Here is an 18,151-nt window from a genome sequence, read left to right as displayed (position 1 = left end):
ATGCGATGAAGAGTTTTCAGGTCGCCGAGTTCAACGCCCCCCTGAAAGAGGTGGATCATCCGACGCCGCAGCCGACGGGCACGCAGGTGCTGATCAAGGTGAAGGCGGCGGGCGTCTGTCACAGCGACCTTCACATCTGGGAGGGCGGCTATGATTTGGGCCATGGCCGCAAGCCGCTGTCGCTGAAGGACCGCGGCGTGTCGCTGCCGCGCACCATGGGGCATGAGTCGGCCGGGGAGGTGGTCGCGTTCGGGCCCGACGTCACGGCCGCCGACAAGCGCGACCTCAAGGTCGGCGACGTTGCGCTCGTTTATCCCTGGCTCGGTTGTGGCAAGTGCGAGACCTGCGTGGGCGGTGACGAGAACATGTGCATCGTCAAGCCGAATTCGCTCGGCGTCTATTGCGACGGCGGCTACGCCGACCACATGACGGTGCCGCACCCAAAATACCTCCTGAACCTGAAGGGGCTCGATCCCGTCACCGCCGCGCCCTATGCCTGCTCCGGCGTCACCACCTACAGCGCGTTGAAGAAGGTCGAGTTCGCCTTTAATTCACCGATCGTGATTTTCGGCGCCGGCGGTCTTGGGCTGATGGCGCTATCGCTGTTGAAGGCGATGGGCGGCAAGGGCGCCATCGTCGTCGACATCGACGCGCGCAAGCGCGAAGCCGCCGAAGCCGCCGGGGCGCTCGCCACCGTCGACGGCAAGGCGCCCGACGCGCTGGAACAACTCGCCAAGCGGGCCGGCGGCCCGATCCGCGCGGTGATCGATCTGGTCGGCAACGCGCAGACCACCCAGCTCGGCTTCGATTGCCTGACCAAGGGCGGCAAGCTCGTGATTGTCGGCCTGTTCGGCGGCGGCGCGCCATGGGCCCTGCCACTGATCCCGATCAAGGCGATCACCATCCAGGGCAGCTATGTCGGCAATTTGCGCGAAACCGAGGAATTGCTCGAGCTGGTTCGCAACCAGAAAGTCCCGCCGATACCGGTGACGACGATGCCGCTCGCCAAGGCCAATCAAGCGCTCACCGACTTGCAGAAGGGCAAACTGGTCGGCCGCGCCGTGCTGACGCCGTAAGTCCGTCATTCCGGCGCGATGCGTAGCATCGAACTACGGTACGCAATTGCGCACCTGAGAATCTCGAGATTCCCCGATGCGCAATTGCGCATCTGAGGTCTGGTCCTCCGGACCATCCCGGAATGACTTCCCAAATAAGGATCCTCCATGTCCGCCAATAACGCTCTCCACATCGCCGTGCTCGGCGGCGACGGCATCGGCCCCGAAGTGATGACGCCGGCGCTGGAGGTCCTGCGCAAGATCGAGGCGACGAGCGACCTCAAGTTTCGCTTCACCGACGCGCCAGCCGGCGCCAACAATTATCTGGCGACCGGCAAATCAATGCCGGAGAGCACGGTGCGGCTGTGCGAGGAGGCGGACGCGATCCTGCTCGGCGCTTGCGGACTGCCTTCCGTGCGCTATCCCGACAACACCGAGATCATGCCGCAGGTCGAACTGCGCTTTCATTTCGACCTCTATGCCGGCGTTCGGCCGGCGCGGCTGATACCGGGTGTGCCGAGCCCGATCGTCGGCGCCGACCAGCGCGGCATCGATCTGGTGTTGATCCGGGAATCGACCGAAGGCCTGTTCGCCTCGATGGGCAAGGGCATTGTCACCGACACCGAGGCGCGCGAGACGCTGGTCATTACCCGCAAGACCTCGGAGCGCTTGTTCGAGTTTTCGTTTCGCCTCGCCGAACGCCGCAAGGCGCGCGGACGGGCCAATGGCGGGCTGACCTGCGTCGACAAGGCGAACGTGTTCCGGGCGTTCGCGTTCTTCCGCGAAATGTTCGATGAAGCCGCCTCGCGCCACCCCGAAGTCAGGACCGACCGGCTCTATGTCGACGCCTGCGCGCTCATGCTGGTGAAGCGCCCCTGGGATTTCGACGTCATGGTGACCGAGAACATGTTCGGAGACATTCTCTCTGACCTCACCGCCGGGTTGATCGGCGGCCTCGGCATGGCGCCGTCGGCCGACATCGGCGACCGCCACGCGGTGTTCCAGCCGTGCCACGGCACCGCACCCGACATCATGGGGCAGGGCAAGGCCAACCCGACCGCGATGATCCTGTCGGCGGCAATGATGCTGGACTGGCTCGCCGACAAGCATGGCCTCGAAAGCGCCGCCGAGGCCGGCGATCGCATCGAGCGCGCGGTCGACAAAGCCTATGCGGGAGGGATCAAGCCGATGGAATTCGGCGGCGGCAATGGCACGGCGGATATCACGAAGGCCGTGCTGGCGGCACTGTAGTCACCATTCTTGGATGACCGCGAAGCAGACAGTTCCGGAATATCCAGCGGCGCTATTTCCCCTTGAACCGCGGCTTGCGCTTTTCCATGAACGCGATGCGGCCTTCGCGGAAATCTTCGGAGTCCATGCAGACCGTGCCGATCTGTTTGACCGCTTCCAGATCGCGCCGGCTCTCGTCTTTCAGCACTTCGGAGATGGTGATCTTGGCGGCCTTGATGGCGAGCGGCGCGTTGCCGGAGATGGTGCGCGCGATTTCCATGGTCGCGCTCCACAGTTCAGTGTCGGGCAATACCCGCTCCACCAGCCCGATCCTTAGCGCCTCCGCGGCGCCGATCCGCATGCCCGTGTACATGATGAGCCGCGCCCAGGACGGCCCGACCAGCGAGACCAGGTGCTTGAGCCCGTCATAACCATAGGCGATGCCTAGTCGCGCGGCGGGAATGCCGAACTGGCTGTTGTCGGAGGCGAAGCGAATATCGGTGAGCATGGCGACCTGCATACCGCCGCCGAGACAGAAGCCGCGGATACAGGCGATGGTCGGCTTCGGAAAACTGGCCAGCAGCGCGCGCTGGGCTTCGCTGCGTCTGGAGTAGTCTTCGGAGGCCGCCGCGTTGTGGCGGGTCCTTTCGAACTGGCTGATGTCAGCGCCCGAGACGAACGCCTTGTCGCCGGCGCCGACCAGGATGACCACGCGGACATCGGGATCATCGCGCAGTTCGACCAGCGCGTGGCCCAATCCCTCCCACATCTCGAGCGACATGGCGTTGCGCTTTTCGGGATTGTTGAAGGTGACAATTCCGATCCCGTCGTCGACGCGCTGCAGGATCTTGCCGCCGGCATGGGAGTTTTCGGCCTTTTTGGGAGCGTCGAGCATCGGGCGCGGCTTTCGGTTGGAAGCGGGTGGCATCTTCGGCAAGGCCTGGATGGTCGGCCAAGCCTCAATGGCCTGCCAAGCCTCGCGGCAAGATCAACTGCCACACGGCTATCCCGCTCTCCGGCCGAGCTGGAGCTGATTACTTGGTGTATTCGCTTCGCTCTGACCGCAGCGGGATTGCTATCGCTCGTTCGCGGCGATCGACTCCATCAGGGACACCAGCTGTCGCTGTACGGTCTGGTCCTTGATCTTGCTGTAGGCGCGCAGCAGCCGCAGACTGAACGAACTGTCCAGGAACAGCAGGCTCTCGACCTCCCGCGCCTTGCCGTCGCCGTCGTAGAAGAACGTGACGGGCACATCGAGCGCCGTGGCGATTTGCTGAAGCCGGGCGGCGCCGACGCGATTGACGCCCTTCTCGTACTTCTGGACCTGCTGGAAGCTGACGCCGAGCTTGTCGCCGAGCTCCGCCTGCGAGATCTTCTGCTCCACACGACGCAGGCGAATTCGCTTGCCCAATTCGATGTCGGGCTTGCCGGCGCTGCGCTGCTTCGTTTTCTTTGCTACCGATCTGTTCATTCTGGTTCTACCGTCCTTCGATCGCCCCCCGGCGAATTGGGTCAGGGGTTCATCCATACTGGCCGCGTTAATCCGCCTTGACCGTGGTTTACCTCCGAAACTCCGGGGGAGCCCCGATAGACCGCAGGTAGCCACATGTATTCTTTATCGCCTGCGATGGCGACACTCAGCCGTCGCAGCGGTGGGCACATTGATGAAGCCCTCACTCCTACAATAGCCAAATTATCGGCCAGACCACAACTACCGCGAGTTCGAATGCCACATATTTCGGGCCGCATTCTGCGTTGTGCGACCTGAACACCGGGGTTTTACGGAGGCTTTAGGGCTGCGAAACGACGTCCGCGAGAGCCGTGAAGCTGCCGGGTAAGGCTGGTATCGCCGCCAGTGGTTGCCGGGCTACCGACTCAAGCCCGGCCCTGGCTGCCAGACCGTCGAATGATTGCTGTCATTGCGGCGTCTGGCACCCCATGGCCGCGGGCGCCCATGGGGCGCGGTGTGGACTGAATTGGCTTCCACAGCCGAGCGGTTTTGCATACGCTTTGCGTCGGCAGCCGCGCGGTCGGCCGCAGCCAATGTTCCGCTTACAAGGGACGGGCATTACAGGGAGGAAGGCGATGAAGCGAAGAACCGTACTTGCGGGCCTGGGCGCGACGGCCGCGGCCGGCGCCCTCGGCATGCCGTCGATCATCAGGGCGCAAGCGCCCGTCACGCTCAACGGAGCCGTGCAGTTCAATGACGACCACGCCTTCAACAGGGCGCTGATCCGGTTCGAGGAACTGGTGAAGAAATACTACGGCAAACCTGTCAACTTCACGCTGCACAAGAACTCCTCTCTTGGCCTCGAGAAGCAGTATTTCGAGTACATGTCCCAGGGCAAGGCGGTCGACTACGGCATCGTTTCGCCGGCGCACATGTCGACCTTCGCCAAGGCGGCGCCGTTCATCGACGCGCCGTTTGTGTTCAAGGGCATCGAACATATGAACAAGGTGGTCGAGCAGAACATCCTGGCGCCGATCGCCGACGAAGTCGCGGCCAAGGCCGAAGTGGTGCTGGTCGGCTACGCCGGTGGCGGCATTCGCAACATCTTCGCCAACAAGCCGCTCAAGAACCTCGCCGATCTGAGGGGGCTGAAGGTCCGCGTGCAGGGCGCCCCGATCTGGTCGAAGACGTTTGCAGCGGTCGGCATGAGCCCGACAGTGATCGCCTACAATGAAGTCTACAACGCCATCCAGAACGGCGTGATCTCGGCCGGCGAGAACGAGGCGGCCGGCGTCGAAGCCATGAAGTTCTACGAAGTCGCGCCGCACCTCAACCTGACGCAGCACGCGGTATCGATCCGGCCGATCTGCTTCTCGGTCAAGACGCTGAAGACCTTGCCCAAGGATTTGCAGGACGCGATCTTCAAGGCCGGCAAGGAAGCCGGCGACTACGGCCGTCAACTGGAATCGAGCGAGGAAGTCGTCAAGCTCGATACGCTGGAGAAGGCCGGAAAGCTCAAGCGCGTTCCGTTCGAGGAGCGCGACGCCATGAAGAAGCTCGCCGATCCCGTGATGGCCGCCTACGCCAAGGAGATCGGAGCCGAAGGCATCTTCGAGAAGATCAACATCGCCTAGGGATCGCCAGGTCCGCCGACGAAAACAGGGGGCAAGCGGTGGTGCTTGTCCCGTGGATGATTGCCCCCCACGGAGCTACGATGACTGACATGCCTGTTCCGGCCAACCCGGCGCTGTGGCGCCGCGTGACGGCGGCCTATGCGACACTGCTCGAATTCCTGTTGGCGGCCTGTGTCGGCATTCTGATTATTCCGGTCACGCTGCAAATCATCTCGCGCTACACGCCGTTCATTCCCTCCTACATCTGGACCGAGGAAATGGCGCGGTTCCTGTTCATCTGGACGATCATGATCGGCGCCATGGTCGGCGTGCGGGAGGCGCAGCATTTCGAGGTCGATATCTGGCCCGAACTGTCGCGGCGCGCGGAAGCGGCGGTGAAGATTACGGCCCGCCTCGGCATCCTGGCGCTGGCGCTGGTGTTCCTGTGGGCCGGGTTCGAATTCACGCGGTTTGCCTGGAACCGGACTTCCGAACTGGCCGATCTGCCGCTCTGGATGATCCATGTCGCGTGGCCGGTGGCGGGCGTGACGTGGATCGTATTTGCGGGCGAGCAGATCCTCGATGAGGCGCGGATTGTGGTTGGGGCAAAACGATGAGCGGTAATGTCCTTTCTGCCGGCGAGGCCGCGCTGGTCCTGTTCGGGGGATTCGTCGCTCTCTTGATCGTGCGGGTGCCGGTGGCCTTCGCGCTCGGTCTTGCCTGCGTGCCGATCCTGCTGCTCGAGCCTCGCTTGTCGATGATGTCGCTCGCGCAGGAGACGTTCAACGCCTACAACTCGTTCATCCTGCTGGCCGTTCCGTTCTTCCTGTTGACCGCGAACCTGATGAGCATCGGCGGCATCACCGACCGCCTGGTGGCGTTGTCGCGCTCGATGGTCGGGCATTGGCCGGGATCGCTGGCGCAGATCAACGTCGTGCTGTCGGTGTTCTTTGCCGGCATTTCGGGCTCCTCCACCGCCGATGCGGCAAGCCAGTCCAAGATCTTCATCGATGCCCAGACCAGGGAGGGCTACGACCTCTCGTTCTCGATCGCCATCACTGCGGTGTCGGCGGTGCTTGCCGTCATCATCCCGCCTTCGATCCTGATGATCGTATGGGGCGGGCTGATCTCGACGTCGATCGCCGCCATGTACCTGGCCGGCATCGTGCCGGGACTCTTGATCGCCGGCGCGCAGATGGCGACCGTGCATGTCTACGCCGTGCGGCGCGGCTATCCGACCTACCCGAAGGACAGCTGGAGGGACATGCGTTGCGCGATCTGGCGGTCGTTGCCGGCGCTGGTGACGCCGTTCATCATCGTCGGTGGCATTCTGCTGGGGTGGTTCACCGCCACCGAATCCGCCTGCGTCGCGGTGCTCTATTCGGTGGCGCTGTCGACGTTCTTCTACCGCGAGACCGGGGCCCGCGAGCTCTACAAGGCGTTGCTGGACACCGGGCGGCTGGCCGGGGTCGCGTTGTTCTGCATCGGCACCGCGAGCGCCTTCGGCTGGCTGCTGGCGTACTACAAGATCCCGCACGAACTGCTGGCCAATGTTTCGACGTGGGGCATGGGCGCGGTCACGGCCGGCTTTTTCATCTCGTTCTGCTTTCTCGTGGTCGGCTGCTTCCTCGACGCGATCCCAGCGATCGTCATCGTCGGCACCGTGCTGGAGCCGCTGGCGAGATCGGTCGACCTCCATCCGGTGCAGTTTGCAATCATCTCGATCGTATCGCTGGCGTTCGGACTGGTCACGCCGCCCTATGGGCTGTGCCTGATGATCGCCTGTTCGATCGCCGGCGTGCGGCTGCGCTATGCGCTGAAGGACACCGTCATCATGCTGGTGCCGATGCTGCTGGTGCTGGCCGCGGTGATCATCTGGCCAGACGTCTCGCTGTTCCTGCCGCGGTTGATCGTGCCGGAGATGCTCAAGTAGCTTGGGCGCACAGGGCGTTTGTTGGCGTTTACAGATTGCTGTCGGTAATGGCGGCATACACCATGGTGCGCAGTTCGCGCCGCAGCGGATAGGCGCTCGAGGGCAGCACCTGCGTCATGAAGATCGTGATCAGTTCTTCCGCCGGATCGATGAAGAACGAGGTCGTCGCCGCGCCGCCCCAGTTGAACTCGCCGGGGCTGCCGGCAATCAGCGTCTGCGCCGGGTTCATGGTGACGGCAAAGCCGAGCCCGAAGCCGATGCCGTTGTAGGCGGCTTCCGAGAACAGCGAGCGCGACATCGCCGGCAGGTCGACCCCGCCGGGCAGGTGGTTCGACGTCATCAGCTTCAGCGTTTTCGGGCCCAGCAGGCGGACGCCGCCGAGTTCGCCGCCATTGAGCAGCGCCCGGCAGAAGGTGAGGTAGTCGGCCGCGGTCGAGCACAGGCCGCCGCCACCGGAGATGAACGAGGGCGGCGCCAGGAACGGGCTCGTGGCCGGGTCGTCCTGCAGCTTCAATCGGGTCTCGCTGGCCGTCATGCCGATTTGCACTTCGGCCGAATAGCACGCCGCAAAGCGATGCGCCTTGTCCTTGGGTACGAAGAAGTCGGTGTCCGTCATGCCTAGCGGATCGAGGATCCGTTCTTTCAGGAACAGTTCGAACGGCTTGCCGCTGATCACGCCGACGAGATAGCCGAGCACGTCGGTGGCGACCGAATAGTTCCAGGCCTCGCCCGGCGAGAATTCCAGCGGAATTTTGGCGAGATCTTCGATCATGGTCTGCAGCGTGCCTGCCTTGATGACTTCGCCGATCTTGGTTTCGCGATAGGCGGCGTCGACATTGGAGCGCTGCTGGAAGCCGTAGGTGAGGCCGGACGTATGCCGCAGCAGGTCGACGATCAGCATCGGCCGCGCCGGCGGGCGGGTCAGGAACGCCGGATAGGTGCCGGCCGCGAAAACGCCGAGGTTCTTCCATGCCGGGATATATTTATGGACGGGCTCGTCGAGCGCGACGCGGCCTTCCTCGACCAGCATCATGAAGGCAACCGAGGTGAGCGGCTTGGTCATCGAATAGATGCGGAAGATCGTGTCGTCCTTGACCGGCGCCTTGCGCTCGAGGTCGGCAAAGCCCTGGACGCTGGAATGGACGATCTTGCCGCGGCGATAGATCAGGAGCTGCGTCCCCGGGAAGCGGCCGGCGTCGAGGTAGCGCTGCTTCAGGTGATTTTCGAGACGGTCGAGCGCCGCCTTCGACATTCCGGCTTGTTCGGGCGGGGCGGGGGCTAACATCGGGAGGCTCTCCGGCTGGGGTCCCTGCTTGATAGCCGAAAAGTGCCCCCCGTTCCAACCGCCCTGCTTACCGCCGGCGGGACGGTGGTATAGGCTCACGCCAGCCGCAAAGCTCCGCAGGAACAGCCCAGATGCCTCAATTCACCGAGACCGAACTGACTGCCGCCGTAATCCGCAGTTTCGAGGACACGCCGGATCCGCGCGCCAAATTCCTGCTGCAGGAACTGGTGAAATCGCTGCACGAGTACGTCCGCAAGACCGATCTCACCTTTGAGGAGTGGGAATACGCGATCGATTTCCTGACCCGCACCGGCCAGAAATGCACTCCGATCCGGCAGGAGTTCATCCTGCTCTCCGACGTGATGGGCGTGTCGATGCTGGTCGACGCGGTCAACCACCGCGACCGCGGGGGCGCCACCGAGACCACGGTGCTGGGCCCGTTCTATGTCGGCGAACACAAGGTGATGCCGCATGGCGCCGATATCTCGGCGACCTTGCCGGGCGAGCGGATGTTCGTGCAGAGCCGCGTCACCGACCTCAAGCACAAGCCGCTGGCGGGCGTGCCGGTGGACGTCTGGCATGCCGACGACGAAGGCTATTACGATTCCCAGAAGACTTCCTATGCGACCCAGGGGCCGACGTCGCGGGCGCGCTTTGTCACGGACGCCGATGGCAGGTTCTTCTTTCGGACCATCCTGCCGTGCAGCTATCCGATTCCGACCGACGGCCCGGTCGGCGAGATGATCGTGCAGACGCGCCGGCACGCGATGCGGCCGGCGCATGTGCATTTCCTGGTCGATGCGCCCGGCTACCAGCCGCTGATCACGCACGTCTTCATGGCGGGCGACAAATATCTGGATTCCGACGTCGTGTTCGGGGTCAAGGACGAACTGGTCGCCAGCATCCAAAAGCGCAGCGACGCGGTGATGCCGGATGGCAAGCCCACCGCGGAGCCATGGCACCTGATGACCTACGAATTCCGCATGAAGCCGGGGGAAGGCAGCGCGCCGAAACCGATGATGGCGAACGCTACCGAAGCCGCGTGAGGCGCGGATGATGACCCTGCTCAATTCTTGTGCGGCGCACAAGAATTGAGCGAATCGCAAATTTTGGATGCGGGAGCAGGCTGCCGCCAGTTCATGCGCCTCTCACAGCCAGACGCTCAATTCATTGGAATAGATCAGTTTTTCACGATGTCGGTGGCTTGGCACGAAGCTTGAATAGCTTTGTCCCGACGCCATAGATGCCGTCCCTCGAGACCACTCATCCGAATTGTGACGCCGCCACGCCGGGGCCTCCCTGGAAAGCGCCCCCGTGCGCCTTTCGGTGACACCAAACGGACGGCCCGTTCAACTTGCAAAGGACAGCGACATCCCATGACCAAACCCATCCGCCCGACCGCTCATGGTTTCAACCGCCGCGAACTCCTGAAGGCAACCGGGGGTACGGCGGCATTGCTCGCCGCCGCCAGGCTGAATTTCCCGGCCGGCGCCATTGCGCAAGGCGCGGGTCCGGAAGTGACCAAGGCTTCACTGGGATTCATTGCGCTGAGCGATGCCGGGCCATTGTTCGTCGCCAAGGACAAGGGGCTGTTCGCCAAATACGGCATGCCCGACGTCGAGGTGGTCAAGCAGGCCTCGTGGGGCACCACCCGCGACAATCTGGTGCTGGGCTCGGAAGGCAACGGCATCGACGGCGCGCATATCCTGACGCCGATGCCCTACCTGATCTCGGCCGGCAAGGTGACGCAGAACAACCAGCCGACGCCGATGTACATTCTGGCGCGGCTCAATCTGGACGCGCAGTGCATCTCGGTCGGCAAGGAATATGCCGACCTCAAGGTCGGCGTCGACGCCTCGCCGCTCAAGGCGGTGTTCGAGCAGAAGAAGGCCGCCGGCAAGTCGGCCAAGGTTGCGATGACGTTTCCGGGCGGCACCCACGACCTCTGGGTTCGGTACTGGCTCGCCGCCGGCGGCATTGATCCCGACAAGGATGTCGAGACCATCACGGTGCCGCCGCCGCAAATGGTGGCGAACATGAAGGTCGGCACGATGGACGCCTTCTGCGTCGGCGAGCCATGGCCCGGACAATTGGTCCACCAGGGCATCGGCTACACCGCGATCAACACCGGCGAAATCTGGAACAAGCACCCGGAAAAATCGCTGGGGATGCGGGCGGCGTGGGTCGACAAGAATCCAAGAGCCGCCAAGGCGATCCTGATGGCGGTCATGGAGGCGCAGCAATGGGCCGACAAGATGGAGAACAAGGACGAGCTTGCCGCCATCATGAGCAAGCGCCAGTGGATCAACTGCCCGGTTGAAGACATCGCCGATCGCGCCAAGGGCAAATTCAACTACGGCATTCCCGGCAAGGTCGTCGAGAACTCGCCGCACATCATGAAGTACTGGCGCGACTTCGCCTCCTATCCGTTCCAGAGCCATGATCTCTGGTTCATGACCGAGGATATCCGCTGGGGCAAATTCGAATCCGGCTTCGACAGCAAGGCGCTGATCGCCAAGGTCAACCGCGAGGACATGTGGCGCGACGCGGCCAAGACCCTTGGCGTCGCCGCCGCCGACATCCCGGCCTCGACCTCGCGCGGCAAGGAAACCTTCTTCGACGGCAAGGTGTTCGATCCTGAAAATCCGTCAGCCTACCTGAAGTCGCTGTCGATCAAGCGTGTTGAAGTCTGATCCAGAGGGCCGCCCGCAACAGGCGAGGCGGCCCGCTCACCGAAACCTGGAGAAACAATTTCAATGTCGATGCCTGCGATCAAGACCGAAGCCGCCGCCGCCGTTCCAATGGCCGTGCCGACCGCGGCGGCGCCGGTGGTGACGATGACGCCGAAACAGGCGCCGCGTTCCGAGAAATACATCAAGATGGCGAGGGAGACCGCGGTGCGCGTCGTGCCGCCGCTGGTGGTGGTCGCGCTGTTGATGCTGTTCTGGGAATTGGTCTGCCGCCGCACCGGCTCGACTCTGCCGCCGCCGTCACGCGTCTTCAAGGATACCAAGGAGCTGATCTTCGATCCGTTCTTCGATCGCGGCGGTATCGACAAGGGCCTGTTCTGGCATTTGTCCGCGAGCCTGCAGCGGGTGGCGCTGGGTTATTCGATCGCGGCGGTTATCGGCATCGGGCTCGGCACGCTGGTCGGGCAATCGGTTTGGGCGATGCGCGGGCTCGATCCGCTGTTCCAGGTGCTTCGCACCATCCCGCCGCTGGCCTGGCTGCCGCTGTCGCTCGCCGCGTTCCGCGACGGCCAGCCCTCGGCGATCTTCGTCATCTTCATCACCTCGGTCTGGCCGATCATCATCAACACCGCGGTCGGCATTCGCAACATCCCGCAGGACTATCGCAACGTCGCAGCCGTGGTGCAGCTCAATCCGCTGGAGTTCTTCGCCAAGATCATGATCCCGGCGGCGGCGCCCTACATCTTCACCGGCCTTCGCATCGGCATCGGCCTGTCCTGGCTGGCGATCGTCGCGGCGGAAATGCTGATCGGCGGCGTCGGCATCGGCTTCTTCATCTGGGACGCCTGGAACTCCTCGCACATCAGCGAGATCATCCTGGCCCTGTTTTATGTGGGCATCATCGGCTTCGTGCTGGACCGCCTGATCGCGGGACTGGCCAGGATCGTGACCCGCGGCACCGCGATGAACTGAAGGAGCATGTCATGCATGCCTATCTGAAGCTCGATCACATCGACAAGACCTTCACCCGCGGCAACGCTGTGACCGACGTGCTGAAGGACATCAACCTGACGATTGACAAGGGCGAATACGTCTCGATCATCGGTCATTCCGGCTGCGGCAAATCCACGCTGCTCAACATCGTCGCCGGCCTCACCACCACCACCCAGGGCTGCGTACTGCTGGAGAACCGCGAGGTCAACTCGCCGGGACCGGATCGCGCGGTGGTGTTCCAGAACCACAGTTTGCTGCCCTGGCTGACGGTCTACGAGAACGTCAGGCTTGGCGTCGACAAGGTGTTCGCATCGAGCAAGACCCGCGCCGAGCGCCACGCCTGGGTGATGCACAATCTCAACCTGGTGCAGATGGCGCACGCCAAGGACAAGCGGCCGTCGGAAATTTCCGGCGGCATGAAGCAGCGCGTCGGCATTGCCCGCGCGCTGGCGATGGAGCCCAAGGTGCTGCTGCTCGACGAGCCGTTCGGCGCGCTCGACGCGCTGACCCGCGCGCATCTGCAGGATTCGGTGATGGCGCTGCACCAGAAGCTCGGCAATACCATCCTGATGATCACGCACGACGTCGACGAGGCGGTGCTGCTGTCGGACCGGATCGTGATGATGACCAACGGACCGAGCGCGCGGATCGGCGAGGTGCTTGATGTGCCGCTGGCGCGTCCGCGCAAGCGGCTCGAGCTCGCGACCAGCCCCACCTACATCAAGTGCCGGCAGCGCGTGCTTGAGTTCCTCTACGAACGGCATCGTTTCGTCGAGGCGGCGTGACGTTATGGCCGACGCCGGACGCAACGATGCTTGGGGATGGATGCCTGGAATGGCGCATGAGCACATGCCATGAGCGAACCGCTGGTAATCGTCGGCAACGGCATGGCCGCCGCCCGTCTGGTCGATGAATTGGCCAGGGTGGCGTTGGGTCGCTACGCCATCGCCGTGATCGGCGACGAGCCGCGGCTCGCCTATAATCGGGTGCTGCTGTCGTCGGTGCTGGCCGGCGAGACCGCCTCGCAGGAGATCGAGCTGCGGCCGGCCTCGTGGTGGCGCGACCGCGGCGTCACCCTGAAATACGGCTGCGTCGCTACCGCCATCGATATGGGCCGCCGCGAACTCAAGGTCGAGAACGGCAAGGCCGTCCCGTTCTCCAAACTGGTCCTGTGTACGGGCTCGTCGCCGCTGCGCCTGAACGTGCCGGGGAACGGCCTTGCCGGCGTGCATACGTTTCGCGACAGCCGGGACGTCGACTTGCTGCTGGCGCTGGCGAAGCAAAAGAGCCGGGTGGTGGTGGTCGGCGGCGGATTGCTGGGCCTCGAGGCTGCCTATGGGTTCGCCAGGGCCGGCGCTCCGGTGACGCTGGTGCATCTGATGGACCGCCTGATGGAGCGCCAGCTCGACGCGCCCGCGGCTGAACTGTTGAAGTCCCTTGTCGAGCGCAAGGGTATCGAGGTCCTGCTCAACGCCAGCACCGCGCGCATCCACGGCGGGGCCCGCGTCGAAGGCGTCGAACTCGCGGATGGCCGCGTTATTCCGGCCGACGCCGTGATCTTCGCGGCCGGGATCCGGCCGAACGCCGCGCTGGCGGTCGAGGCCGGCATTGCCGCCAACCGCGGCATCGTGGTCGATGACGCCATGCAGACCAGCATGGCGAACGTGTTCGCGATCGGCGAATGCGCCGAGCATCGCGGCGTCTGTTACGGCCTGGTCGAGCCGGCCTACGAGCAGGCGCGGGTGCTGGCGCGGCATCTTGCCGGCCGGGAATCCCGTTATGGCGGCAGCACCGTGGCCACCAACCTGAAGGTGTCCGGGGTGAGCGTATTTTCCGCCGGCGATTTCATCGGCGGCGACGGCAGCGAGAGCATCGTGCTCTCCGACCTCAACCGCGGCGCCTACAAGAAGCTCGTGATTTCCGACGGTCGATTGACCGGCACGGTCCTGATCGGCGAGGTCGGCGACGCGCTCTGGTATCTGGAACTGATCCGCACGCGGCAGCCGACACAGAAGATCCGTACCGACATGGTGTTCGGCCGCGCGCTTGCCACCCGCGCGGAGGCTGCATGATGCGGACATCCGCATGAGCGTCCCCGATCCCGATCCGCGCGCCATCGCCACCACATGCGCCTATTGTGGCGTCGGTTGCGGCATACTGGCGACGCCCGAGGGCCACGGCGGGGCGGCGATCGCGGGTGATCCCGCCCATCCCGCCAATTTCGGCCGGCTATGCTCAAAGGGCGCGGCGCTCGGCGAGACGCTCGGCCTGGCCGACCGGCTGCTGCATCCGATGATTCGTTGCGGCAAGGGGACGATGGAGCGCGTGGCCTGGAGCGATGCGCTCGACCATGTCGCGCACAGGTTCCAGCATATCATCGCCCGCGATGGCCCGGGCGCAGTCGCATTCTATCTGTCCGGCCAGTTGCTGACCGAGGACTACTATGTCGCCAACAAGCTGATGAAGGGATTCATCGGCAGCGCCAATGTCGACACCAATTCGCGGCTGTGCATGGCCTCGTCGGTCGCCGGCCACCGCCGCGCCTTCGGCGCCGACACCGTGCCGGGATGTTACGAAGATCTCGACGAGGCCGACCTGCTGGTGCTGGTCGGCTCCAACGCCGCCTGGTGCCACCCGGTGCTGTATCAGCGCATGCTCGTCAACAAGCACGGGCGCGGCGCGCGCATGGTGGTGATCGATCCGCGCCGGACCGATACCGTTGGCGACGATGACCTGTTCCTGGGGCTGAAGCCGGGCACCGATACGGCGTTGTTCAGCGGTCTGCTGGTCCACCTTGCCGACAGCGGCGCACTCGATCGCGGTTACATCGCCCGCCATACCTCGGGCTTCGACGAGGCGCTCGCCCGCGCGCGCGGCATCGCCGGCAGCATCACTGCGACCGCGCTGGCGACCGGCCTGTCCGAGCCGGATGTCGCGTGCTTCTTCCGGATGTTCGCCGGCACGCCCCGCGCGGTCACGCTGTACTCGCAAGGCGTCAACCAGTCGGCGCAGGGCACCGACAAGGTCAATGCCATCCTCAATTGCCACCTCGCGACGGGACGGATCGGCAAGCCTGGCGCCTCGCCGTTCTCGCTGACCGGGCAGCCCAATGCGATGGGCGGGCGCGAGGTCGGCGGGCTCGCCAACCAGCTCGCCGCCCATATGGGCTTCACGCCGCCGGACATCGATCGGGTGCGGCGGTTCTGGAAAGCGCCGCGGATCGCCACCCATGAGGGGCTGAAGGCTGTGCAGATGTTCGAGGCCGTGGCGCGCGGCGAGATCAAGGCGCTGTGGGTGATGGGCACCAATCCGGCGGTATCGCTGCCCGATGCCGATGGCGTGCGCGAGGCGCTGAAAAAGCTCGAGCTGTTCGTGGTTTCCGAGAACGTGGCATCCAACGATACGGTCGACGCCGGCGCGCATGTGCTGCTGCCGGCGCAGGCCTGGGGCGAAAAATCCGGCACCGTCACCAATTCGGAGCGGCGGATCTCGCGGCAGCGCGCCTTCCTGGAGCCGCCGGGCGAGGCGCGGCCGGACTGGTGGATCATCTGCGAGGTGGCGAAGCGGCTCGGCCACGGCGCGGGTTTTGGCTTCACTTCGTCTGCGGATATCTTTCGCGAGCATGCCGCGCTTTCGGCGTTCGAGAACGAGGGCGGGCGGGATTTTGACATCGGCGCGCTGCGGTCGCTCTCGGATGAAGCCTTCGATGCGCTGGCGCCGGTGCAATGGCCGATCCGGCAGGGCGTCGAGCCGCAGGCGCGCTTCTTTGCCGATGGCGGCTTCTTCGCCAACGACTTCAGGGCGCGCTTCGTCGCGCCGGAAGTTCCGGCATTGCGGACCGCGACCACGCCGGCGCGGCCGCTGCGGCTCAACACCGGCCGCATCCGCGACCAGTGGCACACCATGACCCGGTCGGGGATAAGCCCGCGGCTCGGCCAGCACCTGCCGGAGCCGTTCGTCGAGGTTCATCCCGTCGACGCGGCAAGATACGGCGTCTTCGACGGCGACTTCGCGCGGGTTACGACGGATTACGGACAATGCACGCTTCGGGTCGTCGTCAGCGATCGCCAGCAGCGCGGCATGTTGTTCGCGCCGATCCACTGGAGCGCGGCCAATGCCAGCGACGCGCGTATCGGCGCGCTGGTAGCGCCATTTGCCGACCCGTTCTCGGGCCAGCCGGAGAACAAGGCGACGCCGGTATCGATCGCGCCTTACGAATACGTGTTCCGTGGCTTTGCGCTCTCGCGCCAGCCGCTCGACCTGCCGGATCACGCGTGGGCGGCGCGCGTCGCCGTCAACGGCGGTCACGGCTACCTGTTCGCCGACAATGCCGACCTGGCGGGCTGGCAATCCTGGCTCAGGTCAATCGCCTCGGATGATCTAGCCGAATACCGGGATGTCGGCGGCGGCGTCTATCGCGCGGCGTCCTTCGCCGGCGACCGCATCGAAACCTGCCTCTTCATCGGCCCCGCGCAGGATGCCGGCGACTGGAATGTGGTGAAGGGACTGTTTGCCGCCGACACGCTCAGCGCCGACCAGCGCCGCATGCTGCTGTCGGGCAAATCGATCGATGGCCTCGGCAGTGCCGGCCCGATCGTCTGCGCCTGCTTCGGCGTCGGCCGTGACACTATTTGCGACGCCATCGCCGCCGGCGCGCGCACCGCCGCTGAGATCGGCGCGGGGCTGAGGGCCGGTACCAATTGTGGCTCCTGCATTCCCGAGTTGAAGCGGCTCGTCGTGCGGAACGGCACCAACGATGCGGAGCATCGGAAGCTGGCCGCGGCGACCTTTTAGCTAACCGTCATTGCGAGGAGCGAAAGCGACGAAGCAATCCATTCTTCCGCGCGTGTAGCGATGGATTGCTTCGCGGAGCCTGTCATCGGGCGGGCATTTGCGCGACACTTGGCCGGTCCACGACGTAGCGACATCATCGCTGGTTTGGTTTAAGGTCTGCACACGCAACCTTTCACCAACGAGGCCATCTTGCGCACCCGGCCATTCGGCAACAACGGCCCCGATGTCTCCGTGATCGGGCAGGGTACCTGGTATCTCGACCGCGGCGACCGCAAGGCAGCGGTGGCGGCGCTGCGCCGTGGCATCGAAGCGGGCATGACCCACATCGACACCGCCGAGATGTATGGCGACGCCGAGCTTGTGATCGCGGACGCGATCGCCGACCTGCAGCGTGAAAAACTCTTCCTGGTCTCGAAGGTGTTGCCGAGCAACGCCTCGCGACGCGGCACCATCACGGCCTGCGAGCGTTCGCTGAAGCGGCTCAAGACCGATCATCTCGATTGCTATCTCTTGCACTGGCGCGGCTCGTATCCTTTCGAGGAGACGGTGGCGGCGTTTGACGTACTGGTCCACGCGGGGAAAATCCGTTCCTGGGGCGTCAGCAACTTCGATGTTGATGACCTGGATCAGCTGCTGGCGGTCGCCGGCAGGGGAAAGATCGCCTGCAACCAGGTACTCTATCATCTGCAGGAGCGCGCGATCGAGCATGCGGTGATCCCGTGGTGCGTGCGGCACGGCGTATCCGTCGTCGCCTATTCGCCGTTTGGCCACGATGATTTTCCCTCTCCGCGCAGCAAGGCGGGAGAGGCGCTGCAGGCGATCGCCGAGGCGCACCAGGCGACCGCGCGCCAGGTCGCGCTGGCGTTTCTGACGCGCGCGCCGGGGGTATTTGCGATTCCGAAAGCAGCGAGCGCGGAACACGCCGTCGACAATGCCGGCGCGGGGAATTTGAAGTTGAGCGACGGTGAAATCGCCGCTCTCGACAAGGCTTTTCCGCTCGGGCCAAAGCCGCGCAGTCTGCCGATGCTGTAGGTCAATCGCCCCCAGAACACGGTCTTAACAAAGGGTTGCAAGCGCATCCTCAGCGCATATCCGCATCCTGTTTTCG

15 protein-coding genes are annotated in these 18,151 nt (G+C 64.4%); 12 read left to right on the top strand and 3 right to left on the bottom strand.

Annotated elements, in window-relative coordinates; all coding sequences use genetic code 11:
- Positions 1-5 precede the first annotated feature (5 nt).
- Together Q0D31_RS04480 and Q0D31_RS04475 are read left to right on the top strand one after the other, a co-directional pair.
- Positions 6-1,076 carry an alcohol dehydrogenase gene (locus tag Q0D31_RS04480; RefSeq protein WP_291845728.1) on the top strand — a complete coding sequence of 357 codons (1,071 nt, stop codon included), beginning with the start codon at positions 6-8 and terminating at the stop codon, positions 1,074-1,076.
- A gap of 147 nt (positions 1,077-1,223) precedes the next feature.
- The gene (locus Q0D31_RS04475; RefSeq protein ID WP_291845727.1) at positions 1,224-2,306 is read left to right on the top strand and encodes an isocitrate/isopropylmalate dehydrogenase family protein; all 1,083 of its coding nucleotides are present in this window, start codon (positions 1,224-1,226) and stop codon (positions 2,304-2,306) included.
- A 52-nt stretch (positions 2,307-2,358) separates the two neighbouring features.
- Here the strand turns inward: Q0D31_RS04475 and Q0D31_RS04470 are convergent, their stop codons facing one another.
- Both Q0D31_RS04470 and Q0D31_RS04465 read right to left on the bottom strand, forming a co-directional pair.
- Complete coding sequence (locus Q0D31_RS04470; protein ID WP_291845726.1) at positions 2,359-3,180, bottom strand: enoyl-CoA hydratase; 822 nt, start codon at positions 3,178-3,180, stop codon at positions 2,359-2,361.
- A gap of 180 nt (positions 3,181-3,360) precedes the next feature.
- A complete protein-coding gene (locus Q0D31_RS04465) occupies positions 3,361-3,756 on the bottom strand; it encodes a helix-turn-helix transcriptional regulator (RefSeq protein WP_291845725.1) in 396 nt (131 codons plus the stop codon).
- A gap of 614 nt (positions 3,757-4,370) precedes the next feature.
- Between Q0D31_RS04465 and Q0D31_RS04460 the strand changes: the two genes are divergently transcribed.
- From Q0D31_RS04460 to Q0D31_RS04450, 3 genes are all read left to right on the top strand, one after another.
- Positions 4,371-5,369, top strand: a complete 999-nt coding sequence (locus Q0D31_RS04460; RefSeq protein WP_291845720.1) for a TRAP transporter substrate-binding protein — start codon at positions 4,371-4,373, stop codon at positions 5,367-5,369.
- An 80-nt stretch (positions 5,370-5,449) separates the two neighbouring features.
- Positions 5,450-5,965 (top strand): TRAP transporter small permease, encoded by a 516-nt coding sequence (locus Q0D31_RS04455; protein ID WP_291845717.1) that lies wholly within the window; start codon positions 5,450-5,452, stop codon positions 5,963-5,965.
- Complete coding sequence (locus Q0D31_RS04450) at positions 5,962-7,281, top strand: TRAP transporter large permease (protein ID WP_291845715.1); 1,320 nt, start codon at positions 5,962-5,964, stop codon at positions 7,279-7,281. The genes Q0D31_RS04455 and Q0D31_RS04450 overlap by 4 nt, the downstream gene beginning before the upstream one ends.
- A 28-nt stretch (positions 7,282-7,309) precedes the next feature.
- On the opposite strand, the gene Q0D31_RS04445 is transcribed toward Q0D31_RS04450, so the two are convergent.
- Entirely contained in the window at positions 7,310-8,566 is a 1,257-nt protein-coding gene (locus Q0D31_RS04445) for a serine hydrolase domain-containing protein (protein WP_291845714.1), read from the bottom strand.
- A gap of 131 nt (positions 8,567-8,697) precedes the next feature.
- Between Q0D31_RS04445 and Q0D31_RS04440 the strand changes: the two genes are divergently transcribed.
- From Q0D31_RS04440 to Q0D31_RS04410, 7 genes are all read left to right on the top strand, one after another.
- On the top strand, positions 8,698-9,612 hold the full coding sequence (locus tag Q0D31_RS04440) for a dioxygenase (RefSeq protein WP_291845713.1): 915 nt from the start codon (positions 8,698-8,700) through the stop codon (positions 9,610-9,612).
- Positions 9,613-9,942: 330 nt separating this feature from the next.
- Positions 9,943-11,259: a CmpA/NrtA family ABC transporter substrate-binding protein gene (locus Q0D31_RS04435; RefSeq protein ID WP_291845712.1), complete on the top strand. Its 1,317-nt coding sequence runs from the start codon at positions 9,943-9,945 to the stop codon at positions 11,257-11,259.
- 63 nt (positions 11,260-11,322) lie between these two features.
- Positions 11,323-12,228 (top strand): nitrate ABC transporter permease, encoded by a 906-nt coding sequence (gene ntrB / locus Q0D31_RS04430; RefSeq protein WP_291845709.1) that lies wholly within the window; start codon positions 11,323-11,325, stop codon positions 12,226-12,228.
- Positions 12,229-12,239: 11 nt separating this feature from the next.
- Complete coding sequence (locus tag Q0D31_RS04425; RefSeq protein ID WP_291845707.1) at positions 12,240-13,034, top strand: ABC transporter ATP-binding protein; 795 nt, start codon at positions 12,240-12,242, stop codon at positions 13,032-13,034.
- A 69-nt stretch (positions 13,035-13,103) separates the two neighbouring features.
- On the top strand, positions 13,104-14,321 hold the full coding sequence (locus Q0D31_RS04420; RefSeq protein ID WP_291845703.1) for an FAD-dependent oxidoreductase: 1,218 nt from the start codon (positions 13,104-13,106) through the stop codon (positions 14,319-14,321).
- Between the two features lie 13 nt (positions 14,322-14,334).
- Complete coding sequence (locus Q0D31_RS04415; RefSeq protein WP_291845702.1) at positions 14,335-17,043, top strand: nitrate reductase; 2,709 nt, start codon at positions 14,335-14,337, stop codon at positions 17,041-17,043.
- A gap of 189 nt (positions 17,044-17,232) precedes the next feature.
- Positions 17,233-18,075, top strand: a complete 843-nt coding sequence (locus tag Q0D31_RS04410) for an aldo/keto reductase (RefSeq protein WP_291845701.1) — start codon at positions 17,233-17,235, stop codon at positions 18,073-18,075.
- The last annotated feature ends 76 nt before the right edge of the window (positions 18,076-18,151 follow it).

It is taken from the genome of Bradyrhizobium sp., from assembly GCF_022844465.1.
Lineage (GTDB): Bacteria > Pseudomonadota > Alphaproteobacteria > Rhizobiales > Xanthobacteraceae > Bradyrhizobium.
This window is presented reverse-complemented; position numbering and strand designations above follow the sequence as displayed.